Source organism: Priestia sp. 53B2 (assembly GCF_056099005.1).
In genome coordinates this window covers 94656-119816 of sequence record NZ_JBLZXA010000027.1, presented here as the reverse complement: position 1 = coordinate 119816, position 25161 = coordinate 94656, and the positions used below count along the sequence as shown (strand labels likewise).

Genomic DNA, 25161 nt, shown 5'->3' with positions numbered 1-25161 from the left:
AGAAAAGTAGTTTAGATGAGGGATACCTATCTCATTTTAAAAACGTGTCGCTATCCGTTATACCTTTTCAATAAAAAAGCTGTAGATCATTTTCTACAGCTTCGATACACATCTGAATTTTTCTGGCAACAGCCATTATCATATCGACTAAAACAAATCTCCTTTAGGACGTGTTATGAAATAATCAATAACCAAATATACAAACCAACAAGCGTAATAAACAATGTCGGAATCGTTAAGATAATACCTGTTTTAAGATACGTTCCCCATGAAATCTTCACGCCTTTTGTTGAAAGAACATGAAGCCATAAAAGCGTCGCTAAAGAACCAATCGGGGTAATTTTCGGACCTAAATCCGATCCAATGACGTTTGCATAAATCAATGCTTCCTTGATTGTTCCAGCTGCGTGTGTTGCATCGATTGCTAGTGCATCAATCATAACAGTTGGCATATTGTTCATAATCGATGAAAGAATAGCCGCAGTGAATCCCATACCAATTGTTGCTGCAAACAGTCCATGACTGGCCGTTGCTCGGATCACGTCAGCCAGAATTTCTGTTAAACCAGCATTACGCAAGCCGTATACAACGACATACATGCCGATAGAGAAAAAGACAATCGCCCATGGAGCTCCCTGTAACACTTTTTTTGTATGAACCGCTCGGCTTTTTTTGGCCATCATCAAAAATAGAATAGCAATAATACCTGCAATAATCGAAACAGGGACGCTAAAGAATTCTCCAATTAAATAGCCTAGCACTAACAAAACTAAGACAATTCCAGATAACCGAAACATCTTTTCATCTTTGATGGCATCCACTGGCTTCTGCAAATCTGCTACATTGTATTTCTTAGGAATTCTTTTGCGGAAATACAGATACAAGACCATAATACTTGCAAACAGAGAAACCAAATCTGGAACAATCATGCGTGATGCAAATTCAGAAAAGCTAATACCAAAGAAGTCGGCTGATACGATATTTACTAAGTTACTAACAACAAGGGGCAGCGAAGTTGTATCTGCAATAAATCCACTTGCGATAATAAACGGAAAAACCATTTTATCGTCGAACTTTAATGCCCGAACCATGGCTAGTACAATGGGTGTTAAAATCAACGCTGCTCCGTCATTAGCAAATAGCGCTGCTACAACGGCTCCAAGAAGAGACACGTAAACAAACATACGCACGCCGTTCCCTCCTGCAGCTCTAGCCATATGAAGCGCTGCCCATTCAAAGAAACCAATTTCATCTAAAATTAAAGAAATAATAATAATAGCAATAAACGTAAGAGTCGCATTCCACACAATGCTGGTTACCTCAAGAACGTCTTGAAAATCAACAACGCCTGCCAGTAAAGCAATCATAGCTCCCCCGCAAGCCGACCAGCCGATTGATAAATTTTTCGGCTGCCAAATGACAAAAATTAATGTTACTAAAAAAATCAATGATGCTAGTACAACTGATGCCACTTTTTAAACCTCCAATTATTCACAACAACTAATACGCAGTCCTTGTTTTTCCAGCTCTTTTAAACGTTCGTCCTGACTTGGTACAGATTCAAGTATGCCCAGAACAAACTCATAGTACTGGCTTTCTTTATTAAGAGAATAAAAAACCCATTGCCCTTTTCTTCTTTCCTTCACAAGTTCAGCATCTCTTAATTTTCGTAAATGCTGACTAATTGAAGGTTGACTAGCTTGATAGATATCTACGAACTCACACACACAGCATTCATTGTTCTCTATTAATTTCACCATCGAAAGCCTTGTTTTATCTCCCAATAATTTTAAGATTTGGGCTGCCTTTTCAATACTATCTATAGATTTTGTGGTCATTAATGAATACCTCCTACTCCCTTTCAGTTGATAGATAATAATGTGCTTATGTATTAATGCTCATTACTATAATTGATTTCTAAATGTTTTACAATTTTTTAGTAAACTAAAAGTGATTTAGTAGTTGTCTAAGGATTTAAAGAAGTTATTTTTTCCCTACTAATCTAAACCAAATCTAGCACATAATACTATAGGTATATTTTCTCGTAAAAATGCTCCTAATGTCCTTCGACAAACAAACATACTTATTTTGTCTATCCATATAAAATATAGAGAAAAATAAGAAAGAATGATTATGATAAAAAAACATTATTCCTATTATAACCCGCAAGATGGTAAATATTATGTAGACAAGCCTTACTCTCTTAGAGACAATAAAGTATCTCCCTCTGCTTCCCCTAAAATCTCTTTGAAAAATACAGCCGACAGAGCTTTTAAAATCCCTGTATTCCTCAGCCACCCTTCTATGCTTAATACTACTCAAACAAAATTTCTTAATCGTTTAATTGATGAAATTGAACGTGCTCTTATTTTCCCTGGTACACTGCCTGATACAGAGCAATATCCTAATAAAACGATAACAAGCGTTCGCCGAATGATACTCTCTAGCTATGGGTTGATCGCGGTGAATATGCAGCAAGTCTTCGCCAATTATACCATGACGAATATTCCCTGCGGTACACCTCCGCCACCATCATGGGAAGGTGCCCCGTTTTTACAAATAGAGCCAATCATGGGTTACCAACGAGGCCTGCCTTTACTTCTTATCAAAGAATCAGGTGTCAATAGTATAGGCGTCTGGAATCCATCAGTAGTTCCTTTCTTTATTATTGAATGGGATTCTACAAAGCCGCTTGATGAGTTTTTTAACCGTGTTGAATGGAGAGAAATATTTCAAAACTGGGTGGCTCAAGTGCGAAATGGCTACTTTATTCAAACACAGCCTTCCTATCGATACGGCCCGGATGATCTATAGAAATCACTTCAAACGAAGAGCACTTTCGAAAGCTATTTCTATAAAACAAGTTGGAATGCGAGGTGAATATAATTGACTTTAATTAATAGTGGGACATGCGTAGGAGTTCTATATCGAGCTAATGCCGGTGCCTCTTGCAGAAACGGGTACTGTGTTCATAATGGAAGATTAGTAGGCGGCGTCATAAGCTCAAATGCTGGTACCTTAACCGTTACAAGAAGCATCGATAACACAAAGTTACAGACTTATAATGGTATTCTTCTTAGCCACCGAGCCGTAAACCGAACGACAGGGCAAGTCACGTAGCAATATTTGTATTTTAGAAAAAATCAATTGAAAAAAGTAGAAGTTACGCCTTATACACAATATAGTGACCCTAGCTGTCAAAGAGAGAATCATTATAACATCCCTGATGTTATCTATCTCGGTGAATGTGTAGGAATCAGATATCGGGCAGGTGATGAATGGCATATAGGAAACGGGCGATATCTATATTGGACAGGCCAAGTGAATCACTGTATATTTGATGAACGTCCGCAAAGTACAAATAGGCAATTTTTACGGCAGATTTGGTACGTACACTGGATACTTGACCCAAACAATGAGCGAAATATTATACCTCAAAAGACCTCCAGAGGACCTGGATCTCCAAGAGGTGAACGTAGAATTTATGCTTTTAAAAATGTAATTCCAGTTAACGGTGAGACCGTCCTTGTAAAAGCTGCTTCTCCTGTAAATTCTGCTTCCTGGCCTTTTCGTATTATCTATCATTGAGAAAAATAGAGAATAATCCTTCGTTCAACTATAACTTCCAGCCTCTATCAAGTTTTTTTCAACATTCCACAAATATTGTGAATGCCCATCCAAATATTACCAACAACCAGTTGGATGGGCATTTTCTTATAATTTTTCTATTTTTTATTTGTACATATGCTTCGCTTTTCTCTTTTTTGTAAGAAAATAGAGGCACTAATCCACGAAGTAATTGGAATAATAATGGCTACACCAATGCCTCCGCTTAAGATAGAAATGACTTCTGCACAAAAGGTTTTTGAATTGATAATATCTCCAAACGAATACGACAATCTCTTAAACCATATAATTAAAGTTAAATATCCCCCTACAAATGCAAAATACAGTGTATTGGTTGTGGTGCCTAAAATATCTCTTCCGATTTTCAGTCCTGAATTGAAGAGATTTTTTTTAGTTACGGACGGATCATGAACAAATAATTCATTCATAGAAGATGAAATAGATAGCGAAATATCAATAATCGCTCCTATGGCTCCCATAATAATGGTACAAATAGCTATTTTAGCAAAGTCAATTCCAACGTAAAGTGAAAAAGCGTTAATTTCTTCTTCTTGTTCTTCTCCAAACCCTTGAATCACGGCATGATGTTCAATGATAAAAATAAAGAGTACTAAAACGGCTAAGGTAATAATCGTTGAAACAAACGCAGCAAGCGTTTTATGATTGAATTTATTAATATAAAATAAATTAATGCAGCTAATGATTGTACAAGCGATTAACGTAACAATAATCGTATTTTTTATAGACAGCATAAAGAGAATGGTTAGAAAAATAACGACAAAATTCAAGAACAAAGCAAGGAAAGATCTAACCCCTTTTTTTCCGCCCACAATACTCATAAGAATAAATAAAATAAGAGCAAGCAATAGTAAAACGTTCACTTTCTGTTCCCCTTCCTAAAAATAAAAAGAATCGAAAGATAGAGTGTAAGTGGAATCGTTAGCACAATGCCAATGCTGCCAGTAAGAGCACGGATTAACTCTAACGAGAAATTCATCGAAAACGTGTATCCTAAAGGAGAGCCATTTTTCAAATAAAGAAGAACCATTGGAATTGTTCCACTTATATATGAAAAAAATAAAATATTCGTCATCGCTCCCATGATGTCTCCGCCAATTTCCTTGCCCGATTTCAGTAAGTCTTTGTGCGCTATCTCTTTATTCTTTTCATATAGTTCATAAACAGAAGAAGTAATGGTAATAGCTACATCCATGACAGCTCCTAATGATCCAATTAGTACCTCACTCATAAATATTTTTTGAGGAGGAATCGTTACAAACTCCATTCCTTCATAATGAAGACCGTTCGAATCTGTTAGCTGCATGACGATGTACGCAATTAATAGAGAAACAAACGTACCTATTAAAGTTGAAATAATTGCTACATGCGTTTTTTCTTGATTACCGCTTACTAATAATAAAGAAATAACTGTAAAAAGAACGACCGCAACAATACATACAGCTAGCAAGCTCACATTCCCTAGTGCTAAATATACATTGAGGGCCCCGATTAAAAGGACAATATTAATAAATAAGCTAATGATTGAATAAAAACCTTGCTTCCTTCCAATAGCCAGCAAAATTAATATAAATAAACCCGCGACAGCGGTAACCTGCGTGTCCCGCTTCACTCCTTCAATCGTGCCGCTTAAAGCATGCTGTGAATTCTTTTCTAAGGAGACAAAAAGAGCTGTTCCGACAGTGTACTTTTGATCATAAGCACCTGAGTATGAGTACGTATTCTCTAAATGGATAAGCCTTCCTTTATATTTTCCGTTCATGATTTTAGCAACAATTTCCTGAGAATACACGGTATCTTTATTATGATTTAAATCAGCAGATGTGTTTTTTTCTACAACATTCGTCTTCACTACCTCCGCTATCGGTTTTTTATAAAGCGAATAATTATGGTTTGTTACTATTAGCACTATACACAAAAAGCAAATTCCTAGTATATAGAGAAAGATTTGTTTACGCGATAATTTATTAAACTTTTGCTTCGAAAAAAGATTCCTTATATGCTGGGAATACAGAGGTGACATCACATAATTCCTTTCTGGTTATTATTTGAACGCAGAGCTCTTGAACATGAAGAGACTGCAAAGAGATCTAAGACCCTTTGCAGTCTTTTCATTCGTTTATTTATTATGGGTGCTATACAGCAAAACACACTATGATCATGCAAGACACTCCACATGCTATTTTTCATTCCGTACTGTATCAGAGAAAAGTGAAATTATAGTGAAAACATAGAACGATTTATCTACTTCACTAGTTTTTTATGACTATCTTATATAATCATAGGAATATAAAAACAAATAGAAAACTGTCTGCGCTATAATAAATTGACTTTATAGCTACTGATTAGTTATAAAACTCATGAAAAGCGACAAATAGTTGCTAAAAACAAGGAGGTTATTTCATGTTAACGAAAAAAACACTTGTCATGCTTTCTACTCTCACCCTTGTAACAACATGCGTAGCATTCAGCACTCCAACTACTGAAGCAGCTGCTAAAGATACCTACTCACAAAAAATTGAAACTAAAGCAGAAACAAGGCCTACGCTTCGTAAAGGTTCTCACTCTAGCTACGTAAAGGACTTACAGCAAAGCTTAAAAGATGTGAAGTATAACACATCAGTTGATGGAATTTTCGGTACGCAAACACAAAATGTAGTAAAAGAATTTCAAATCGATCACAGCTTGTCTCCAGATGGTATTGTTGGTCCCTTAACATGGGCAGCTTTAGATGAGAACAAGGTAGAAAGAAAGCAATTTCCTGTCAGCACAGCTATTACATTCGGTAAAAAAGAACTTGGTGACAACATTGTCTTCAGTACAGACGACCGCTTACGGAAAGATAACAACGATAAAGCTTACTACAAATTCGTAGCAAAAAACAAAGACTGGATGGATGAAGGCGGATCAGGTACCATAGGGTGGTATCATATTTACAAAAATGGAGATGTGATTGAAGCATCCAATTAAACCTATTTACAAATAGCGGTTCGAAAAAAGCCTTCATAATCACTCTTTTGAGTGATTTACTACTTCTCTTACAGAATGCTAAAATTTAAAGGAATCATTCCGTAGGTATTTTACTTGAACAAGAACAGCTTTTTCTCCCCGCAGCTGTTCTTGTTATTTTTTAATAAAAATGAAAAAAGCAGCATGCTGAACATTCCACACGCTGCTTTTTGCGATCACAGGACTACTCTGCGGGTCGAGGTCCTGCTTCTCGTCCTGAGCTCTCTACCGTTAGTATTGGCCGAACGATGATATCTTCATTTACACGAATTTGACATGATAAGCGCAAGTGATCTTCAATTGAACTTTCTGAGTATGCATTTTTCTCTACGTGTGTTAAATCACAATATTCACCTTCAAGCACTTCTACCCTGCAAGTCGTGCATTTAGCTTTCCCGCCGCATCGATGAAGAATATTTATACCGTTATCTTCGAGTGCCAAGACAAGCTTTTTTCCTTTTGCCACTTCAAAACTTCCGTATCCTAAAACGGTTACTCTTGGCATGTATCTCCCTCTTTCCCTCTACTGTGTACAAGCGATTTAAATTATACTATATGCAGTTTCTTTTTATTGCATGCCTAAATCCAATTAAGAAGACCATCGTTTTGTAATATGGCAACTAAAACGACAATCCCAAGTATAATAACAGGTATCAGTGCTTTTAAAATTTGATACTTAGATAATTCTATACGTTGAGGCTCCTTTAACAAATGACTTTGATTTAACTCAGTATTGTTTTCACTTTCTTTATGATTCATGTTCCTCTGCCTTTCTATTTTTTATAGTGCGGTTCATATCTACTTCTGCTGACATCACAAAAATAGACACAGAATTTCTTCATAAAAACCATCTTAACCTTTTTAAGAACATGCTATACCAACAATTCTATTTTAAAACAAGTCCCTTCATATGTTTCAAACAAACAAATTCATCTTGTTTCTCCTTTTAATAGCGTCAGATCAGAAGACTAGACTTTTTCACATCACTAAGTGCATGAGCAAGGTCGTTATTTATAATCAAAAGTAAAACCCCATAACGAGTCATGGGGTTTTACTTCGTACGTTGGTTTTTTTGAATTTTAATTTGCTTAATATCTCCCAGCACATAAATATAGAAAATTAAGCCTAGCAACAATACAATTCCTGCTACAATAAAGCTTAGATTAAAAGAACCAGTTTTATCCAATAGATATCCCGTTAAAGCTGTAGCTATAATTCCACCAAACAAATTATTAGCTAAATTAACAATAGAACTGAGAAGAGAAATAGAGCCTGCAGGCGCAATTTCAGCAGAAATTGACCAGCCGATTGGTGCCGTTGCAGATATACCTGCCAGTCCAATCGAGATACAAATCATCGCTACTACAACACTATTAGTTAAAATAGAGCCTAAAAAAACAAACCCTAAGCATAATCCTACAACAATGATCGTGCGATATACTTTTTGACTGTTATATCCCTTTTTTATGAGGTAATCAACAAGCCAACCGCCAACTAAAATGCCAGCAAATGTAGCAATTAGCCAAGGTATTGCCGTAAGCAGACCCGATGACATGATATCCATACCGTATTTTTCTTTTAAAAAAGTTGGCAGCCACGTTAACAGTAAATTAAACGTATATCCATAGCCTGTAAACCCAATCATTAGCCCCCAAACTTTTCGATTCGTAAATAATACTTTTAAGGTATGTAAAAATTTTGATGTTTGTTCATCGTTCGCATTTAAATTATTTTCTTGAATATACTTCAACTCATCATCTGATATGCGTCTGTGCTTTTCTGGTTTTTCGTAATAAAACCAAAACAGCAGCGTAAACAGCACGTTTATAATTCCAATGGATAAAAATGCTGTGCGCCAATCAAATTTAGTGATGAGAAACGCTACAAGAGGCGCGCCAAGTACATTTGAAAATTTGGCCGCTGAATCAAACAAAGAATTTGGTAAGCTTCTTTCGTTTGGAGGAAACCATAGAGACGTAGCTTTTGACGCTGCTGGAAAAGCTGAAGCACTCATTATTCCTATTAAAAACCGGACGATATAGAGAAGAAGTTTTCCTTGCAAAAATGCCATCGACATCGTTAATAAACTCCAAATCACCATACCCACTCTTGTTACCCATGCTACTCCGAACCGATCAAGCAAGCTTCCGGCAGGTATTTGCATGATCGTATAAGAATACGTATAAATAGAAAAGACAATTCCGAGCTCTGTTCCCGTTAAGTGAAATGCATCTTGTATTGCAGGAGCGGCCACTGACACCGCTACACGATCAAAATAATTTAAAATAATCATACTGCTTAACAAAGATGAAATGAACCATCGTGTGCGTCCTGTTCGCTTTACTGTATGTTCACTCATAGCTAGCTCCTTTCATCAGTAGTTTGTTCGTTTTATTACCGTAGCATTCTACTTAATACCACAACTTCTTTTGAAAGAAACATGCGTTTTCTTCATCCATCATGTAAGAAATTTATCACTATATCATATAAAACAAGAAGCAAACAAAAAAGAAATCGTGACCTAACTAAATCATTCAATCTAAAGACAAACAAATAGGGTAAAGAAGCTCGTATGGATTACTGGTTACACCGCGGTTGATTTCCGTGCAAGACTTCGCTTTCCGCGGGCGGCCGCTGAGCCTCCTCGTCGCTTACGCTCCTGCGGGGTCTCACCTATCCCGCTTTCCCCGCAGGAGTCTTCGACTTGCCCTCCAATCAACCGCTAGAAGACACTATACGAAACCTACGTTCACCATACCCATAAAAAAATCCGAACGAGTCGGATTCTCAATCAAGAATCTCGATTCATCGTTCGGATCTTCCTTCACCTAAAATACTTTTGTACCAGCCTCTTTTTTCGCTAACAGTCTATTTGGCTGAAAGTTCACTTTCGGTTACCCACTTGTGATTTTTCACTTTCTCCCCGCCTGTAGTCGGTGTGTAGTCTACCATATATACCGTTGTTTTTTCGGCTGAATCAATCGTTGCTTTTGCCCCTTTCATACCTGTCATATGATCTGTTTCAAGCGTTACTTCGCTCCCTGGCTTTAACTGTTCGTTACCCGCATCTTTTATTTCTTCTTGAATAACCCACTTATGATTTTTTACTTTTTTTCCGCCAGTCTTTGGCGTATACGAAACGGTATAGGCCGTAGTGTCGTAAGCACCAACAATCGTTGCTTCAGCCCCGTTCATGCCTTTTATATGATCTGCTTTTATAACGGCTTTATCTTCAACTTTATATGTTGGATTCTCAGCTTGCTTTAATCCTTTTGGAACCTCTCCTGAACTAGAGTGATTCATCTCTGAGTGATCGCGCATGGATTCTTTTTTGTCAGCTGAAGGCTTTTCATGACTAGAATCGTTTCCGCATCCGCTTAGTCCAATAATGACAGATGCACCAAGAATAAATAGCTGTTTTTTCATAACAGTCCCTCTTTTCCACATAATAAACTTTAAAATAAAAATCATTTAATCATTAAAAACAACTTATCTTTGCCTACTCTTCTTCTTTTCTTTATTGTAGCCAGAATTTGTGCAGATTTTGTGAAGATGAAGGTAATTGGGTATGAAAAATTCCTGTGCCTAAAAAAGGCCTTCGTATGAAACACTTACCACAAGGAAAAAGTATAAAAATAAAAGGAGGAAAGAAACATGCTAAAAATACGCTTTGCTCTATCCTCACTCTTACTTACGTTTAGCTTGGTGATGGGAGCTCCCTTTGCTTCCGCACACTCCACGCTCTCATCTAGCGTACAAAAGATAGAAGTAACGTCCATTAAAATGAAAACGCTCAAAACATTTATCGATGAACAAGATATGAATGCATTCACCAATAGTATAAAAAAGGCACAGCATATGAAAATTCTCTTAGATGAAGAATCTGCTGGGAGCATCGATTGCAAAATGACCATTACCTATGGAGATGGTTCTAGCCGTCATTATTTCATTTGGATTATGGATGATGGACGTGATGTATTAATTGCTCAGCAAAGGCATCCAGAAGACCTTCATCTTAAAGGGTATGAATTGAATCAAAAAAATTCCTTGCACCTAACAAAGCTGCTAAAGAATATTCTTTAGCAGCTTTGCTTTTAGATCACTTTCACCGAGAATGGCTCGATGACTCCAAAACTTTTTAGTTTATATTGCCCACATAGCATATACTGCTATGACTGCGGGCACGTACAAAATAGCTGAGACGATCCACTTTTTCATATCTTATAGCCTCACTCTCTGCAATCGCAGTGCATTTAATACAACCGATACAGAACTAAAGGCCATCGCGGCTCCAGCGACCCAAGGGGCTAACAGCCCAACTGCTGCAATTGGAATACCAAGCGTGTTGTAACCCATTGCCCAGAATAAATTTTGCTTAATATTAGAAATTGTTTTTCTACTCATTTCAATCGCATCTGCAATGCTCATCAAGTCTCCTCGCATCAGCGTAATATCAGCGGCTTCCATCGCTACATCCGTTCCTGTTCCGATGGCCATTCCAATATCAGCTAACGCAAGTGCAGGAGCATCATTAATACCGTCTCCTACCATTGCGACTTTTTTACCTTGCTGCTGAAGCTTTTTCACTTCTTCTGCTTTGCCTTCTGGCAACACTTCTGCTATAACGTGCTCAATACCCGCTTGCATCGCAATAGCCTGAGCTGTTTGACGATTATCACCTGTAATCATCATCACTTCTAAGCCCATTTCTTTTAACCTGGAAACTGCTTCTTTAGAAGTCGCTTTAATGGTATCTGCAACAGCAAGCATGCCGGCATATTTTCCATCAAGAGCAACGAGGATAGCCGTTTTTCCTTCTCGTTCTAAATTTGTCATTTCTTCTAAGGCTGTATCAATATTCACTTTATGTTGCTTCATAAGCTTTCTTGTTCCCACTAACAACTCTCGCTCTTGTACAGTTGCTTTTACTCCATACCCTGGAATAGCTTCAAAAGATAACGGATTTTGAAGCTCTATACCTTTATTTTTTATACCTGCTACAAGTGCTTGAGCGAGAGGATGCTCCGACAAACGCTCAGCCGATGCAACTAACTGTAATAGCTCATTTTCTTCGTAGCCTTGTGCAATACGTACATCGGTTAACTCGGGGGTTCCATTTGTAACAGTTCCCGTTTTATCTAAAAGAATCGTATCGATTTTATGCGTTGCTTCTAAATGCTCGCCGCCTTTAAACAAAATACCAAATTCTGCTGCGCGGCCCGACCCCGCCATAATGGAAGTTGGAGTAGCTAAGCCTAACGCGCATGGACATGCAATCACTAGTACGGCAATAAGCTTTTCTAAAGCCGGTGCAAATTCGCCAGGCGCAATCCAAATATACCAAACAAAGAAAGTAAGAAGTGCAATTCCGACTACAATTGGCACGAATATACCTGAGATATAATCAGCTAATCGCTGAATAGGCGCTTTAGACCCCTGCGCTTCTTCTACTACTTTAATAATTTGCGCAAGCGCCGTCTCCCTGCCAACGTTTGTAGCTTTTATTTTTAGAAAACCATTTTTATTAAGTGTGGCCCCAATTACTTTATCTCCAATATTTTTATCTACCGGTACGCTTTCACCTGTCAGCATGGACTCATCTAAGGCCGATTGCCCTTCAATAATCTCTCCGTCTACAGGCACTTTTTCACCAGGCTTAATAAAAATAACTTCGCCTTTTTGGACTTCTTCCACTGGAATTTCAACTTCCGCTCCGTCTCTTATTACAACGGCCGTTTTAGCCTGTAAGCCCATCATCTTTTTAATTGCTTCTGAAGAACGGCCTTTAGCGTTTGCTTCAAATAATTTTCCTAAAAGAATCAGCGTAATCAATATAGCGCTCGTTTCATAGTAAAGCTGATCCGTATGAGCAGATGAGCCAAGCGATTTAAGAGAAGAGTATAGACTGTAGAAATAAGCTGCGCTTGTGCCTAGTGCTACTAAAACATCCATGTTGGCACTTTTGTTGCGCAGAGCTTTAAATGCGCCTACATAAAATTGCTTCCCTACCACAAACTGAATAGGCGTAGCTAAAGCGAGCTGAACCCATGGATTCATTAGCATATGAGGTAAAGGAATAAACGATGTGAACGTAAAATGGCTGACCATTGCCCACAATAACGGTACGCTTAAAATAAATGAAAACCAAAACTTTCCTTTTTGTTTACTCAGTTCTTTTTCTCTGTAGCTTTGCTCTTCTTCTTTTTCTTCCGACTTTAGCTTTGCTCCGTATCCAAGCTTTTCAACTCGCTGCGTTATATCTTGCGGAACTATTTGAGAAGGGCTGTATTCAACAGAAGCTGTTTCTAAAGCAAGATTAACACTTGCCTTTGTCACGCCTTCTAATTTGTTTAACCCTTTTTCAATACGAGTCGAACAAGCGGCGCACGTCATGCCCGTAATAGCAAATTCGGCTTTTTCACTTACAACTCCGTACCCAAGCTTTTCGATTTTTTCTTCAAAGGCCTGTGGACTTGTTTTAGACGGATCAAATATTATGGTAGATCTTTCCAAAGTCAAATTCACGTTTGCTTCTTTTACACCTTCTATTTTTTTTAATCCTTTTTCAATTCGGTTAGAACACGCTGCACATGTCATACCCGTAATTTGCAAGGTGGCTTCTTTTTGTTTATCACTCATCACGTTTCGCCTCCTGTTATATACCTATAAGGGGTATATATTTTTCCTAAATCAAGCGTGCGATGGTATTCGCACGCGATGCTGTTTATGCTACGTCATAACCTTGGTCATCTATAGCTTCTTTAATTTCTTCAATCGTTACTTGACTAGGATCAAATGCAACTGTTACTTTCGCGTCTTCTAAGCTTACTTCTACGCTTTTAACGCCATTAAGTTCGCCTACGCCGCCTTCAACAGCTTTGACACAATGACCGCAAGACATTCCTTGTACTGATAATGTTACGTTTTCCATTTCTAGCATCTCCTTTATTTCATTAATCGTTTAATGGTTGTTAATAATTCATCTACTACTTCTTCATCACCATCTTGCACACGTTCTACAATGCAATGCTTCAAGTGACCTTCAAGCAAAATTTTACTTACACTATTTAAAGCAGACTGCGCAGCTGCGATTTGAGTAATCACGTCGTCACAATACGTATCTTTTTCAATTAATCCTTTAATTCCTCGAATTTGTCCTTCAATTCGATTTAATCGGCTTGTTAGATTTTTTTTCACTTCTGGAGAATGGTGACTTTTTCTTTCACTATTTATCGTACAACATTTTTCTTCACTATTCATGTGATTCGCTTCAACCATCTAACATCCTCCCTTCATGACTTCATCATACTATACCCCCCTACCCTATGTAAAGAGAAAAGGTGGCTTACTTTATCTTTTCACCAATTTCGATAGCTATGCTCATATCATTTTCAAATAACATCAACCCACTTATAGCCTATTCCCCATACGGTTTGCAGGTATTCGTCTACAGGAAAACCCGCTTTTCTAAGCTTATCCCGAACATTTCGCACATGGGAGTCAATAGTACGATCTCCAATCTCCGCCTCATATCCCCACACTAACACAAGCAAATCGTCCCGGCTGAACACACGATTTAAATGCTGAAGAAGTAACCCCACTAATTCAAACTCTTTAGGCGTCACTTGAATGTGCTGATTTTTATATTGTAATACGTGGTCTTCCTTGCTCCATACTAACCCTTTATAGGTGATTTCATTCTTTTCTTTTGAGGCACGTCTAAGAACCGCGCTGATGCGTGCAACCAATTCCTCTTCGCTAAACGGTTTAGTAATATAGTCGTCTGCCCCTATATTTAATCCTTTTACTACATCTAACGTTTGGCTGCGGGCTGTGAGCATAATGACCGGTAGATCAGACATTTTCCTTATTTTTTGGCAAATCTCCCACCCATCTTCGCTTGGCATCATAATATCTAATAACATCAAATCTGCTTTGTTACCTTCATAAAGATAGCGCAGCGCTTCTGTGCCCTTTTCAAATTTTATACATGTAAATCCGTTTGGCAGCAGATAAAGTTCTAGTAAATCCAGCATCCTTGCTTCATCATCTACTAATAAAATAGTTGCCATCCTATCCATCCTCTCTTAATACAATCTCTACAGTCGTTCCTTTTCCCATCTCGCTTATGATTGTTATTTCTCCTCCATGAGCTTCTACAATCTCCTTTGCAATTGATAAGCCTAATCCGTATCCTCCGCTTTTTCTCGAGCGAGATTTTTCCACTCGATACAGCTTGTCAAATACGTAAGGCAGATCTTTTTGTGGAATGCCTATTCCTTGATCTTTAAGAGTTATTGTCAATGATTCAGCTGATTTTTTTACAATTAAATCAATTTTAGTCCCTTCTTTTGAATATTTCATTGCGTTATCAAGTAAATTGATAATCACTTGCTGAAATCTTTCAGGATCTAGTGAAAAGTAAAGGCCTTGAGGGCAACTTATGTCCAGCTCCATCTCTTTTTCTTTTAAAGCTAAATGAAAATGCGCGCATATGGTGTGCAAATACGTAGCCAGTTCTACTTTTTGTTTTTGAATAAAAAATGTATGCTGATCCAGCTGCGCCAGCTGAAACAAATCTTTGACTAACTGTGAAATTCTTTCCGCTTCTTCTTCCACAATAGTAAGATATTTATCACGTTCTTTCGGTGTATTAGAAGGCCTTCTCGCTACGTCCGCATAGCCCTTTAAATACATCAAAGGAGTTTGAAGTTCATGTGAAATGCTGCTTAAAAATTCATTTCTCTCTTTTCGTAACCGCTGCAGCTCATTCGCTAGCGACTGAATGGACATTCCTAATTGTCCAAGTTCATCTCTTGAATGAGCACCAAGCTTTACAGACAAATCTCCTTGACTCAGCTTCTCTGTTGCTTTTTTCATCTTGATTAAAGGAGCGGTTATAAATTTAGACAGAGCAAAAATAGTCACAATCGAAAATAAAATGGAAACAGCTCCCGCTACGTAAAAATGATGCTGTAGTCTCGCAATCATTTCGTGGATATCATTTGTGTTTTTGAACATATAAACCGTTCCGAACTGCTGACGGCCTTTTTCAATAGGTGATGCTGTAGCGATATAAGGTTTGCTTTTCCAGTCGCCTTGCATAATTTCCCCTTTGTATGTAAGAGATTTTCCTTTCCATTTCTCTACTGCTTTTCTTGCACCTTGAATTAAAGGCCTGGACAAACTGATAATTTTTCCTGTTTTATCCGTTATGACAACATCAGTTTCTGCTTCAGATTCCATCAGTGCAACATGGTTAAGCGTAGCCGAATCATGATGCTTCTCTAATACTTCCCGATGACTGTTTCCTCTTAAACGCAAACTTTCTAATTCCTCTGAAATTCGTGTGTTGGCAAGACCGCTATATAAGTAAAAAAAGAGAGCGGCTTCAACTAGTAAAATGAACATTAAAAACAAGAGTCCAAGCTTAATAGAAATTCGATTCATTTATTCACATCCCTTGCTTTAATTATAGAAGTAATAGTTGAAGAAACTGTGCAGAATAAAAATGCGCCACAAATAATTGTCTTTGTACTATGAAAAATTTTCTAAGCAGCTTCCTCTGTAGATACAGCTGTACTGAATTGGTCAAATAAGCGTTATTCTCTGACATTTTATCATAGGTACACTAGTACACGTACGTAGAACAGCATTTCAACGAACAAGAAAGGGATGTGAATGATCTATTGATACGCGCAAAAATGAAGGTTCTTTTAACTATCATTATTAAGCGAACCCTTTACTATTTTTCTAATAAAAAAAAGGTTAATCAGCAAAAGCTAATTAACCTCGTTAAATAGTGCAATTTCACCCAGTTCTATCAGCTGAACTGTCTCTTGTTACCTGCAAATTTCCGGAGCGTTTTAATTTATTCCACCCTACTCTTGTCCCTTTTAATGCAGCTAACACTGCCTTCCAAGCTACCCATAGTAATAAGTAGCGATACACAATTCTTTGTATCACTAGAGCAATCAATGGTTTACTGCTTATTCTCTCTAATCTAAAGGCCACTAAGCAAACAAGAAAATCAACAATAAAGTAGCAGCCATATAGAAGAGCCGAATGTTTAACATCTCCAGTACATAGCCTCAAAACAAATAAAAGGTCTAAAAATGGTGCAAATAAAGGAAAAATGAATTGAAACAGCAGCATATTAGGAAGAGCCATAAAACCTAATGCTTTATGCTTACGCCCTCCAAAAGCTCTTTTGTGCTTCCATAAGCACTGTAAAGTCCCAAAGTTCCAGCGATGGCGCTGTTTGAGAAAATCTTTACGCTTTTCCGGTGCTTCTGTATATGCACTTGCTTTCTCTTCAATTGAAATTTTATAACCGCTGCGCAATATACGCAGAGACATGTCTGTATCTTCAGCTAATGTATCGGCCGTAAAATATCCTAATTCTTGAACAAGTTTTTTTCGCCATGCTCCTATTGCGCCTGGAACAACCGTCACGCAATTAAGCATGGAAAACGCACGTTTCTCTAAATTAAAACCTGACACATATTCAATATGCTGCCATGTTGTTAATAAATTCCGGACATTTCCTACTTTGATGTTCCCAGATACCGCTCCTACTTTTTCGTCGTTAAAGTGTCTCACCATAAGCGATATAGCTCCAGGTGAAATAATGGTATCGGCATCAATTGACACAATAATATCTCCTTGTGCTTTTTGGATACCCAAATTGATCGCCGCAGCCTTTCCTCCGTTTTTCTTTCGAAGAAGACGAAACTTGTCATTGTTTTTAAAAGCTTCAGTAACAGCCTTTGATGTGCCATCTGTTGAACCATCATCAACCATAATAATTTCAAGGTTTTGATATGAACTCTTCAACACCGATTTAATTGTCCTGTTTATGACATTCTCTTCGTTATACGCAGCGACAACTACGCTGACTAAAGGCTGATATGAAGCATCAAACTGCAGTTTTCCAGCTTTTCTTTTATGTTTAAGAGCGAGATAAAATACAATAAGCAAACGCAGTGTAAATACAATCAATGTTCCATAAAACAAAATAAAAAAAACAGTATGCAGTGCAGCAATATTCGCTAGAATCAATTTGATGTTTTGAATAATTGGATTCTCTGCTTTTAAAACGGCGGGCATTGTACTTTCCCTGCTTTTGTTCGTCAAATCCCCTGCTGTTATAAATGTATACCCTTGCGCCTGCAGCTTTTCAATGATTTGAGGCAGTGCTTTTACTGTTGCTTCTCGGTTTCCTCCTCCATCATGAAGTAAAATAATATCACCGTTCTTTGCTTGCTTCATCACACGGTTTACAATTTCTTTACTATTTTTAGCTTTCCAGTCACTCGAATCAATATCGTAGTTAACAGTTATATATCCCATCTTCGTCGTATCCGCCATTTTTTGAAATGAAGCTGGGTCATATACCGTTTCATCGTAACCATTATAAGTGTTTTGATTATCTCCATACGGAGGACGATATAAAATAGATGAATGACCAGTTATACCTTGAATGACTCGTTCTGTTGCATTTACTTCATACTTTAGCTGATTTTTAGAAATATTGATGGTATTTGGATGGGAAAACGTATGATTTCCAATTTCATGACCATCTTCATATACTTGTTTAACAATATCTTGATGAAATACTGCATTTTCACCAATCATAAAGAAAGTAGCTTTTACATCGTGAGCTTTTAAAATTTTTAAAATTTTCTCTGTGTATTCAGGATCTGGCCCATCATCAAATGTCAAAACAATTTCTTTGTTAAATATTTTGCTTAGCCGCTCAATCTCAGGAGCTTGCGGCATTGCTGTGTACTCTTCCCCTGAAATAAATCCTTTCGAATCAAAAGCAAAACGTCTTTCTCCTGGAGAAGCATCTGTTTTTGTATGAAGTATGCTTCCTTCTCCATAATTGTAAGCAATTTCTCCATTTTTAACTGTCTGAATCTCACTTACTTTATGTCCTTTTACTACATCCCATACAGACGGATCTTCCGTTCCCAGTCTCCATAAAGCAACTCCTTTGGCACCGCTTGACGAAGCAGCTTTCCACTGGTTATAAAATGTCACGCTGTCTAAAAACCATAGCTCATGCGTACCCGTTCCGTCTTTATAATTTACATACGGCGTTTTGCTTTTATCATCCCACTCTACATTCAAGTGGGCTTTTTGAGCCATTCGCATGACGTCTTCAAATGATACAACCTCTCCGCCTTGCTTGCTCTTTTCATCCCAATCATATCCATAGTTTCCAAGACTAACAATCATCTTATCTTTTAACGATTTTGATAAATTGTTTTGATACCAAGAAAATGAAGCAATAGGACCCGGGCTTTGAAAGTGCTCGTCGTACATCATTAAAATCATACGGTCATTATACTGTTCTAAACGGCTATAATCGAATGCTTTATTAGCTGGAGGCACATCCATAGTTACCATTAACCCATCTTCATGGAAGGCTGTATAAAGTTTCTTCATAAAGTCTGTTAGTAACTCTCTGTCGCTGGTTTTGATATTTTCAAAATCTATATTTACCCCATCATATCCATTTTCTTTAATTTGATGATGCAAATTATGTATGAGTTTGGATTGTTCCTGAGGAGATTGCAGCAAGCGGTGAACCGTTTGCTCATCCCATTTTCCATTTGACTCGTTTGTCAGTAGCGGTAAAACCTTTGTATGATGCTTTTTAGCAAAATCTCCGATATCTTTTTGAACACTGCTTTTTAATTCCAAGTTCGAATTTAATGAAAACCATTGAGGAACAAGAACGTCAATTTGGTCAATATTATTTTTTAATGAACGTTCACTATTTTTATCCCAATTAACATAGAACGCATAAAAATCATCTTTGTTCACAATCCGGTTTTCTAAAAACTTTTTATGAGACTCATCTTCTGAAAAAGAAGAGAGCTGGCCGCTATCGTTATCGGACGGATAAATAGTCGAAAATTCATTCTTTTCTTCAGTCCCCCATGTTGGCAAGACCGGATTAAAGTGAATGCTTAAGCCTGAAACGAAAGCTGAAAAAAGTGTAAAAATGATTACGAGTATAAATAGACTTATAATGATATGCCATCGTTTTAGAGAACTAGTCTCAAAAATGAATTTTTTCTTACTTTTGTCCGTGTGCGAACCAGCCGTCTTCTCACCTCGCCTGTTCTTTTTCTTGAATTGTGTTGTTTGCACATGCATACCTGCTTTCTATCATTTTTAGCTATCATGTAAAGGAAAAAACGTTTCTACCTCTGTTCTTATATCCTCTACGTATTTTTATCACTTTCTCTACACCTTTTACTTTGTTAGGAGAAAAAAGTGTAGAGATCGCGTTGTTTTTGTAAAAAGTCATATACTCAAAAGAGCGAAAACTTTTATACCTCGGTGCGTCTGACACTATAAGTTTTTCTGCAAACAAAAGGATAACAGAAGTAAATCAAGCGGTATATATGCTAATTTATCGAATTTAGAGATAACTTATGGAAGTGTAAGGCTTTACAGCTGTATCTTCTGCTAGGTCTTATCTCGTCTTATTAGTTATTTAGACATGTTTTTTTCATTTTCTTAAAGCTTTCTAATAAAAGTAGTGTATTGCTTGGAGATCTCCTGCGTTTTTACCGTATTGAAAATTTCCAACCAGCTAAAGCACTAGACGATTTAAAGGCGACACAGATTAACTCATAACAAAAAGCATGTTCTTCAGGGAGAACATGCTTTTTATTTAACAATGATAACAGGACATTCTGCGGATTGAGCAACTTCGTGACTTACACTTCCTAAAAATGTCTCTTTAACAAAGCCCTTTCCTTTACTTCCTATTACAATGACGTCTTGTTGATTGTCATGTGCGTATTCGATAATTTTCTTTGAAGCGGTGCCTTCTAAACCGTATGCCTCATATGGAATACCTGATTGAGTTAAATGATTGTGAGCTTCAGATAAAATATCGCGATTTTCTTCTTCTATCAGTGCGTCTAAGTCAACGCTAAAAACAGGCTGCTGCAAGTGAATTCTTTCCTTAATATGTACAATTGTCAGCTTATTAGCATTTACGCTTTTAGCTAGTTTACTTGCATGTTGAAGAGCACGAATAGAAGGTGCCGAACCGTCAAAGGCGACTAAGATTTTGTTATACATATAAAGAACCCTCTCTCTTTTTGTTCTTTCATGATGCGTTGCCATCTAGATGCTGTAGATGATAAAGCAAAAAATAATAAAGTAAGAGACTTCTTGATTTTTGCTTTATCATCCATACGATACTTTTACCGCTTTCAGAAAAAACAAAACATTTATCCGTTTTTTTCCATATAAAATACCTTTGCTCACTAGAAGCAAAGGCTGATTATTTATGTTAGTAGGTTATTTAACAAACTTCTTTTAACTCTTCAGTTAAACGTAAAAAAGTTTCTTTATCTTTTTTTTCTAAAGACTGATCAATTTGCAGTAAAAGCTGTGCTTTTTTAAAGTCACGAAGAGATTTGTTTAGCACTAGTTGAGCTGCTGTCGCGTCTGATACTTTTACTTCTTCTTGTGTCATTTTGCGGGACGTATAGTTTTCCATTACAAGTCAACTCCTCATCCTTTTCGCTATTATATAAGAAATCATATAATTATTCAAATATTTTTTCTTATTTTTCATTTTAAATGTGCCTCTCAAAATGAGGTTTGGACATACCCAAATCATTTTAATCCAAAGGCGAGCGAATTGAATTGATTTCCGTGCAAGGCTTCGCTTTCCGCAGGCGGCCGCTGAGCCTCCTCGTCGCTTGCGCTCCTGCGGGGTCTCACCTGTTCCGCTTTTCCCGCAGGAGTCTTTGCCTTGCCCTTCAATCAACAACTAGAAGCAACAGAAGATACAAAATCCACGTTCACCATCACCATGAAAAAATCCGAACGAGTTGAATCCTTTATCAAGAATCTCGATTCATTGTTCGGATTTTCCTTCAACTAAAATACTTTTGTCTCAGCCTCTTGGCATCACAACCACTCTGGGCATGAAGAACCTCGAGGAACCAGAACCGTCTTATATTCCCCTGGAGTTTCCGACATTTCGATTTGTTCTGTAAGCCCTTGTTACAACCCTAAAGGCGTTTGGGCTGTAAAGAGATCCGGTGCAATGTACTCATGCTTCTCTGACGAACCAGCTGTTTGATGAGCGTATGTTTTGTCATAGATGCCCATTGATAAAATCCATAAAGATACCCGATCCAATGATACACGCACACGGTAGCTTCCTCCTTCTTTTGCTCTTCTTTCCAGTGCCATTAAAGCACCGACTTCAAGCAGCCAAGAAACCGCATAATCATTGACAACTACAATAGGAGGCAGCTTAGGGTTTTCTGAAGATCCTTCTAACGCCATGACGCCATGACTCCCGTCACACTTCCCGCTGTTTGATCAAATCCATTTCTTTTTGCCCACTCTCCTTGCGTTCCATGCAGGTTAACGGTGCAGTGGATGATTCCTGGTTTTAGTTCTGCACACTCTTCAGCTGTTAGACCGTATCTCTCTAGAAATCCGTATCGGCGGTTCGCAAAAAAGATATCGGCTTCTTTTAGAAGTTCAACCATTTTTTCTTTTCCTTCTTTTTCACCGATATCCAGCGTTGAAGAGCGCATACCGACATTAGACGTGGCGTGAATCGTATCATGCTCCCAATCCGTTGGCTTCCAAATATTTAAGACGTCCGCACCGTGTAAAGCGAGAGCTCTACCAAATCCTGCTCCTGCAATAACATGACCAAGCCCTAATGCTCGAATACCATCTAGCGGCGTTTTAGGATTCTTTTGAAAAAGAAATCGGCTCACTTTCTCCAATCTTTTCAATTTCAATTAAAGGAAGTTGCGCTACTTCTTCATACACGGACTCATTCATAAACTCTTCAATTGTCCGCACAACAGGCATGATAACTCCTCGCTCCGCTGCAGCTTTTTCTAATTCTTCTGCATTCCATCCGCGAATTGCTTTTGCCACTGCATCAGAGTCTTCTATACAATTTAACAGCTTTAGCGTTTCATGCTTAGAGCGTGGATATGGATTCAGCGGCATCACCCATTTGTCATCTTTTGTTTGATAAAAGCGAAAGCCTAATGGGTTATATGGATCATTTGCTTTACTTGGTGCGTACCCATTAAGCTTTTCCCATTTTTTATCGTAAAAAGGTGATAATCTTCGAATAGCTTTTCGTAAATCCATATGAATATCTTGACCTTTTCCTCCGCGTATTCTCCAAATTTTTGAGACAGCTACTGATTTAGCAACTAGTGCAATAGCTGCTGCCGAGGCAAGGCGCAGCGTACTAGGAACAATCGAATCTTCTCCGTAAAACGTAATGTTTCCTCCGCTGTCTTTTGCTGATAAGCCGACTCCTTGAAGCACATTTTCCAGATCTTGGTAAATATCAAAATCACTATTATCTGTTAAACGATTTTCATTTGCTTTCGCAATAGATTTTGTTAGCTGATCTTTCCTAATGTTGCTCACGTATAGTCCCTTCTTTCCTAATATAATTACCTCATTATGTCCCTGCTTGCTGAAGTTATGCCCTCATCGAGTTAAATCAAAACACTTTAATCGTAACCTTTACGTTAACGTTAATATTATCTTAAAACGAATGTATCATATATCACTTATGCGAACAAATAATTTGTTTCATAGACAAACAAAAGCGCTTTATGTTTTTGTACATAAAACGCTTTTGTCCTACTTCATATTTTCTTTTTTGAACTACTTTTCGATTGGTTTTTTTAATGCATGTAAATTTTCTTCTGCAGAAAGCATGACTTGGTTCATAATACCTTCTGCATCTTTAATTGCTTGGTTATAAAAGTGAGGACCGATATGTTCTTTAATAAACTCTAATACATTTTCTGCTGCAAATTCACTGATTTCTTCATCTCGTTCGTTATAAAAAAACGTTTGAATTTCATTCAGCATTTTATCTTTATCTTCTTTTGAAAAATTAATAAACATAAACAAAACTCCTCTTTACATTGATATCTGTCTACCTGACATCATAGCAAGAGGAGCTGAGAAAATGCAGTCTTTTTTTCTTGTTATTTTTGTGTACAATGTTTGTGCTGATTTGAATTAGCTAGACACTTTCATAGCCGGTTTTTCTTTTAGGCGGCTTGAGCGCTTTTTCATATCCTGTAAAATTTCTAAATATCTCTTTTCCGTCAACTCATATTTTGCGAGTGGGACAAGTGATAACAAGCAAAGAATCCCGGGAATGATTGTAAAGATTAAAGCAATCCAAATAAGTGTGCTGTGTGACTGAATTTGATTTGGCACGTATCCTACTGCTGAAAGGATATATCCGCCTACTGCTCCACCCACTGCTGAAGCAACCTTTGTTTTGAAAATATTTGTAGAAAAAACCATTCCTTCTGCTCGGTTCCCCGTTTTCCATTCGCCATATTCTACACAGTCAGCGAGCATAGATGTTTGAGCAATGTTGCTAACTCCACCGCCGAAAGAAGCTAAAAAGCTTAAAATCATCACCGGCATAACGTGAAAACCGGTTACAAACATTGTAAGAGTGGCTACAGCATTTAGCGCGATTCCCCCTATTGCTGCACGTTTCTTTCCAAATTTATTTGAAATAAAAGGAGACGCGATCGCCCCTACAATTTGTGCTGTAAAAAATAAGGTTAAGTAAAGAGACGCGATGTTCTCTGCATTTAAATTATATTTAAAATAATAAATAGAAAACGTGGTTCGAATTGTTAAAATCGTTTCAACTAAAAGCATTGAGAAAATCAAATAGCGCAACGGTTTATTTTGAATAAATAAGTTCCAAACTGCTTTTGGCGTCTGCTTTTCCTGTCTTTTTACGGTATAGTTTTCTTTTACTCCTGAAAATGTGATGATCATTGTAATCATTAAGATACACGCATAAATAAGACTAAGCATAAACCAGTTTCCAAAATAATGAGCTAGTGGAAGAGTTAATAAACTAGCAAACAAAGACCCTACTGCTGCAATGGTTCTAGGAAAAGCTACTACTTTATTTCGTTCTTTTACATCTTGTGTAATCGTTGCTGAAAGCGACCAATAGGGAATATCCATGATAGCAAAACTTGTTCCCCACGCGATATAAGTGATATAAGCATAAATTAATTTTCCTGTATGAGAAAGATCAGGACTAATAAAACACGCGACTGTAGCAACAGCTGCAAAAAATCCGCCTATTAACAGGTAAGGCCTAAACTTACCAAATCTCGTTTCTGTATTATCAACAATCATTCCAATAATAATGTCTGCAATTCCATCCCATATCCTAGCAATAAGAAATAAAGTTCCTACAGCTGCAGCATTTAATCCTACGCTATCCGTATAAAAAATCATTAAATATGTACTTGTTAATGCATAAATAATATTGTTTCCAAAACTCCCCATTCCGTATGATAATACGGTTTTTAGAGAAACTTTTGACTGTACACCCATGCTCATATAACTTAACTCCCTTCTCCTATAAAACGCTTTCATATCATTGGTGACTAGAATCTCATTGCTTTATGAGATTCTAATCTT

27 protein-coding genes are annotated in these 25161 nt (G+C 37.4%); 4 read left to right on the top strand and 23 right to left on the bottom strand.

The window, feature by feature from the left end:
* Positions 1-173: 173 nt before the first annotated feature.
* Together ACN6NE_RS21050 and ACN6NE_RS21045 are read right to left on the bottom strand one after the other, a co-directional pair.
* Positions 174-1472, bottom strand: coding sequence for an arsenical efflux pump membrane protein ArsB (locus ACN6NE_RS21050; RefSeq protein WP_057274862.1), 1299 nt, complete (start codon positions 1470-1472; stop codon positions 174-176).
* Positions 1473-1487: 15 nt separating this feature from the next.
* The gene (locus tag ACN6NE_RS21045) at positions 1488-1838 is read right to left on the bottom strand and encodes an ArsR/SmtB family transcription factor (protein WP_474327062.1); all 351 of its coding nucleotides are present in this window, start codon (positions 1836-1838) and stop codon (positions 1488-1490) included.
* Positions 1839-2133: 295 nt separating this feature from the next.
* Here ACN6NE_RS21045 and ACN6NE_RS21040 point away from each other — a divergent pair, with 295 nt between their 5' ends.
* Together ACN6NE_RS21040 and ACN6NE_RS21035 are read left to right on the top strand one after the other, a co-directional pair.
* On the top strand, positions 2134-2814 hold the full coding sequence (locus ACN6NE_RS21040) for a hypothetical protein (protein WP_240702662.1): 681 nt from the start codon (positions 2134-2136) through the stop codon (positions 2812-2814).
* 72 nt (positions 2815-2886) lie between these two features.
* Complete coding sequence (locus ACN6NE_RS21035; RefSeq protein ID WP_474327059.1) at positions 2887-3120, top strand: hypothetical protein; 234 nt, start codon at positions 2887-2889, stop codon at positions 3118-3120.
* 605 nt (positions 3121-3725) lie between these two features.
* Here the strand turns inward: ACN6NE_RS21035 and ACN6NE_RS21030 are convergent.
* Positions 3726-4508, bottom strand: coding sequence for a YibE/F family protein (locus ACN6NE_RS21030; protein ID WP_129708381.1), 783 nt, complete (start codon positions 4506-4508; stop codon positions 3726-3728).
* Entirely contained in the window at positions 4505-5497 is a 993-nt protein-coding gene (locus ACN6NE_RS21025; RefSeq protein WP_129708378.1) for a YibE/F family protein, read from the bottom strand. The genes ACN6NE_RS21030 and ACN6NE_RS21025 overlap by 4 nt, the downstream gene beginning before the upstream one ends.
* Positions 5498-6048: 551 nt before the next feature.
* On the opposite strand from ACN6NE_RS21025, the gene ACN6NE_RS21020 reads away from it, so the two are divergent.
* Positions 6049-6615, top strand: coding sequence for a peptidoglycan-binding domain-containing protein (locus ACN6NE_RS21020; protein WP_474327057.1), 567 nt, complete (start codon positions 6049-6051; stop codon positions 6613-6615).
* A 223-nt stretch (positions 6616-6838) separates the two neighbouring features.
* Here ACN6NE_RS21020 and ACN6NE_RS21015 read toward each other — a convergent pair whose 3' ends face one another.
* The 5 genes from ACN6NE_RS21015 to ACN6NE_RS20995 all read right to left on the bottom strand — a co-directional run bounded on the left by ACN6NE_RS21015 (position 6839) and on the right by ACN6NE_RS20995 (position 10080).
* Positions 6839-7159, bottom strand: coding sequence for a 2Fe-2S iron-sulfur cluster-binding protein (locus tag ACN6NE_RS21015; protein ID WP_474327055.1), 321 nt, complete (start codon positions 7157-7159; stop codon positions 6839-6841).
* A 74-nt stretch (positions 7160-7233) separates the two neighbouring features.
* Positions 7234-7413, bottom strand: coding sequence for a hypothetical protein (locus ACN6NE_RS21010; protein ID WP_057243893.1), 180 nt, complete (start codon positions 7411-7413; stop codon positions 7234-7236).
* Positions 7414-7705: 292 nt separating this feature from the next.
* On the bottom strand, positions 7706-9013 hold the full coding sequence (locus tag ACN6NE_RS21005; RefSeq protein ID WP_129708370.1) for an MFS transporter: 1308 nt from the start codon (positions 9011-9013) through the stop codon (positions 7706-7708).
* A 225-nt stretch (positions 9014-9238) separates the two neighbouring features.
* The gene (locus ACN6NE_RS21000; RefSeq protein ID WP_276319803.1) at positions 9239-9373 is read right to left on the bottom strand and encodes a hypothetical protein; all 135 of its coding nucleotides are present in this window, start codon (positions 9371-9373) and stop codon (positions 9239-9241) included.
* Between the two features lie 149 nt (positions 9374-9522).
* Positions 9523-10080 (bottom strand): YdhK family protein, encoded by a 558-nt coding sequence (locus ACN6NE_RS20995; protein ID WP_474327052.1) that lies wholly within the window; start codon positions 10078-10080, stop codon positions 9523-9525.
* A gap of 228 nt (positions 10081-10308) precedes the next feature.
* Here ACN6NE_RS20995 and ACN6NE_RS20990 point away from each other — a divergent pair, with 228 nt between their 5' ends.
* Positions 10309-10737, top strand: coding sequence for a hypothetical protein (locus ACN6NE_RS20990; RefSeq protein WP_474327050.1), 429 nt, complete (start codon positions 10309-10311; stop codon positions 10735-10737).
* 138 nt (positions 10738-10875) lie between these two features.
* Here the strand turns inward: ACN6NE_RS20990 and ACN6NE_RS20985 are convergent, their stop codons facing one another.
* The 14 genes from ACN6NE_RS20985 to ACN6NE_RS20920 form a co-directional block, all read right to left on the bottom strand.
* Positions 10876-13293 carry a heavy metal translocating P-type ATPase gene (locus ACN6NE_RS20985; RefSeq protein WP_474327048.1) on the bottom strand — a complete coding sequence of 806 codons (2418 nt, stop codon included), beginning with the start codon at positions 13291-13293 and terminating at the stop codon, positions 10876-10878.
* Between the two features lie 85 nt (positions 13294-13378).
* Positions 13379-13585: a copper chaperone CopZ gene (gene copZ / locus ACN6NE_RS20980; protein WP_057243898.1), complete on the bottom strand. Its 207-nt coding sequence runs from the start codon at positions 13583-13585 to the stop codon at positions 13379-13381.
* Positions 13586-13599: 14 nt separating this feature from the next.
* Positions 13600-13932 carry a metal-sensitive transcriptional regulator gene (locus ACN6NE_RS20975; RefSeq protein WP_013056612.1) on the bottom strand — a complete coding sequence of 111 codons (333 nt, stop codon included), beginning with the start codon at positions 13930-13932 and terminating at the stop codon, positions 13600-13602.
* 113 nt (positions 13933-14045) lie between these two features.
* The gene (locus ACN6NE_RS20970; RefSeq protein WP_129708357.1) at positions 14046-14726 is read right to left on the bottom strand and encodes a response regulator transcription factor; all 681 of its coding nucleotides are present in this window, start codon (positions 14724-14726) and stop codon (positions 14046-14048) included.
* Between the two features lies 1 nt (position 14727).
* A complete protein-coding gene (locus tag ACN6NE_RS20965) occupies positions 14728-16104 on the bottom strand; it encodes a sensor histidine kinase (protein WP_474327044.1) in 1377 nt (458 codons plus the stop codon).
* A gap of 360 nt (positions 16105-16464) precedes the next feature.
* Positions 16465-19818 (bottom strand): trifunctional glycoside hydrolase family 18/polysaccharide deacetylase/glycosyltransferase family 2 protein, encoded by a 3354-nt coding sequence (locus ACN6NE_RS20960; protein ID WP_474327042.1) that lies wholly within the window; start codon positions 19816-19818, stop codon positions 16465-16467.
* A 525-nt stretch (positions 19819-20343) separates the two neighbouring features.
* A complete protein-coding gene (locus tag ACN6NE_RS20955) occupies positions 20344-20763 on the bottom strand; it encodes a universal stress protein (protein WP_280160091.1) in 420 nt (139 codons plus the stop codon).
* A gap of 226 nt (positions 20764-20989) precedes the next feature.
* The gene (locus ACN6NE_RS20950) at positions 20990-21187 is read right to left on the bottom strand and encodes an IDEAL domain-containing protein (protein WP_057243902.1); all 198 of its coding nucleotides are present in this window, start codon (positions 21185-21187) and stop codon (positions 20990-20992) included.
* A gap of 6 nt (positions 21188-21193) precedes the next feature.
* Positions 21194-21460: a hypothetical protein gene (locus tag ACN6NE_RS20945; protein WP_474327039.1), complete on the bottom strand. Its 267-nt coding sequence runs from the start codon at positions 21458-21460 to the stop codon at positions 21194-21196.
* Positions 21461-21699: 239 nt separating this feature from the next.
* Positions 21700-21987 carry a hypothetical protein gene (locus ACN6NE_RS20940; protein WP_474327037.1) on the bottom strand — a complete coding sequence of 96 codons (288 nt, stop codon included), beginning with the start codon at positions 21985-21987 and terminating at the stop codon, positions 21700-21702.
* Positions 21978-22433, bottom strand: coding sequence for a CoA transferase (locus tag ACN6NE_RS20935; protein ID WP_474327035.1), 456 nt, complete (start codon positions 22431-22433; stop codon positions 21978-21980). Before ACN6NE_RS20935 ends, ACN6NE_RS20940 begins: the two co-directional genes overlap by 10 nt.
* Positions 22402-23109, bottom strand: coding sequence for a hypothetical protein (locus ACN6NE_RS20930; RefSeq protein WP_474327034.1), 708 nt, complete (start codon positions 23107-23109; stop codon positions 22402-22404). The genes ACN6NE_RS20935 and ACN6NE_RS20930 overlap by 32 nt, the downstream gene beginning before the upstream one ends.
* Positions 23110-23352: 243 nt before the next feature.
* Positions 23353-23598, bottom strand: a complete 246-nt coding sequence (locus tag ACN6NE_RS20925; protein ID WP_129708343.1) for a DUF2164 domain-containing protein — start codon at positions 23596-23598, stop codon at positions 23353-23355.
* Positions 23599-23715: 117 nt separating this feature from the next.
* On the bottom strand, positions 23716-25080 hold the full coding sequence (locus ACN6NE_RS20920; RefSeq protein ID WP_129708340.1) for a glycoside-pentoside-hexuronide (GPH):cation symporter: 1365 nt from the start codon (positions 25078-25080) through the stop codon (positions 23716-23718).
* Positions 25081-25161 lie beyond the last annotated feature (81 nt).

What these genes read in the sequence shown, in the direction of transcription:
- ACN6NE_RS21020 (WP_474327057.1), top strand. Translation starts at nt 6,049, where the DNA reads ATGTTAACGAAAAAAACACTTGTCATGCTTTCTACTCTCACCCTTGTA.
- ACN6NE_RS20965 (WP_474327044.1), bottom strand. Translation starts at nt 16,104, where the DNA reads ATGAATCGAATTTCTATTAAGCTTGGACTCTTGTTTTTAATGTTCATT.
- ACN6NE_RS21045 (WP_474327062.1), bottom strand. Translation starts at nt 1,838, where the DNA reads ATGACCACAAAATCTATAGATAGTATTGAAAAGGCAGCCCAAATCTTA.
- ACN6NE_RS20920 (WP_129708340.1), bottom strand. Translation starts at nt 25,080, where the DNA reads ATGAGCATGGGTGTACAGTCAAAAGTTTCTCTAAAAACCGTATTATCA.
- ACN6NE_RS20950 (WP_057243902.1), bottom strand. Translation starts at nt 21,187, where the DNA reads ATGGAAAACTATACGTCCCGCAAAATGACACAAGAAGAAGTAAAAGTA.
- ACN6NE_RS21040 (WP_240702662.1), top strand. Translation starts at nt 2,134, where the DNA reads ATGATAAAAAAACATTATTCCTATTATAACCCGCAAGATGGTAAATAT.
- ACN6NE_RS20975 (WP_013056612.1), bottom strand. Translation starts at nt 13,932, where the DNA reads ATGGTTGAAGCGAATCACATGAATAGTGAAGAAAAATGTTGTACGATA.
- ACN6NE_RS20925 (WP_129708343.1), bottom strand. Translation starts at nt 23,598, where the DNA reads ATGTTTATTAATTTTTCAAAAGAAGATAAAGATAAAATGCTGAATGAA.
- ACN6NE_RS20990 (WP_474327050.1), top strand. Translation starts at nt 10,309, where the DNA reads ATGCTAAAAATACGCTTTGCTCTATCCTCACTCTTACTTACGTTTAGC.
- ACN6NE_RS21015 (WP_474327055.1), bottom strand. Translation starts at nt 7,159, where the DNA reads ATGCCAAGAGTAACCGTTTTAGGATACGGAAGTTTTGAAGTGGCAAAA.
- ACN6NE_RS21005 (WP_129708370.1), bottom strand. Translation starts at nt 9,013, where the DNA reads ATGAGTGAACATACAGTAAAGCGAACAGGACGCACACGATGGTTCATT.
- ACN6NE_RS20985 (WP_474327048.1), bottom strand. Translation starts at nt 13,293, where the DNA reads ATGAGTGATAAACAAAAAGAAGCCACCTTGCAAATTACGGGTATGACA.
- ACN6NE_RS20940 (WP_474327037.1), bottom strand. Translation starts at nt 21,987, where the DNA reads ATGGCGTTAGAAGGATCTTCAGAAAACCCTAAGCTGCCTCCTATTGTA.
- ACN6NE_RS20955 (WP_280160091.1), bottom strand. Translation starts at nt 20,763, where the DNA reads ATGTATAACAAAATCTTAGTCGCCTTTGACGGTTCGGCACCTTCTATT.
- ACN6NE_RS20995 (WP_474327052.1), bottom strand. Translation starts at nt 10,080, where the DNA reads ATGAAAAAACAGCTATTTATTCTTGGTGCATCTGTCATTATTGGACTA.
- copZ (WP_057243898.1), bottom strand. Translation starts at nt 13,585, where the DNA reads ATGGAAAACGTAACATTATCAGTACAAGGAATGTCTTGCGGTCATTGT.
- ACN6NE_RS20970 (WP_129708357.1), bottom strand. Translation starts at nt 14,726, where the DNA reads ATGGCAACTATTTTATTAGTAGATGATGAAGCAAGGATGCTGGATTTA.
- ACN6NE_RS21010 (WP_057243893.1), bottom strand. Translation starts at nt 7,413, where the DNA reads ATGAATCATAAAGAAAGTGAAAACAATACTGAGTTAAATCAAAGTCAT.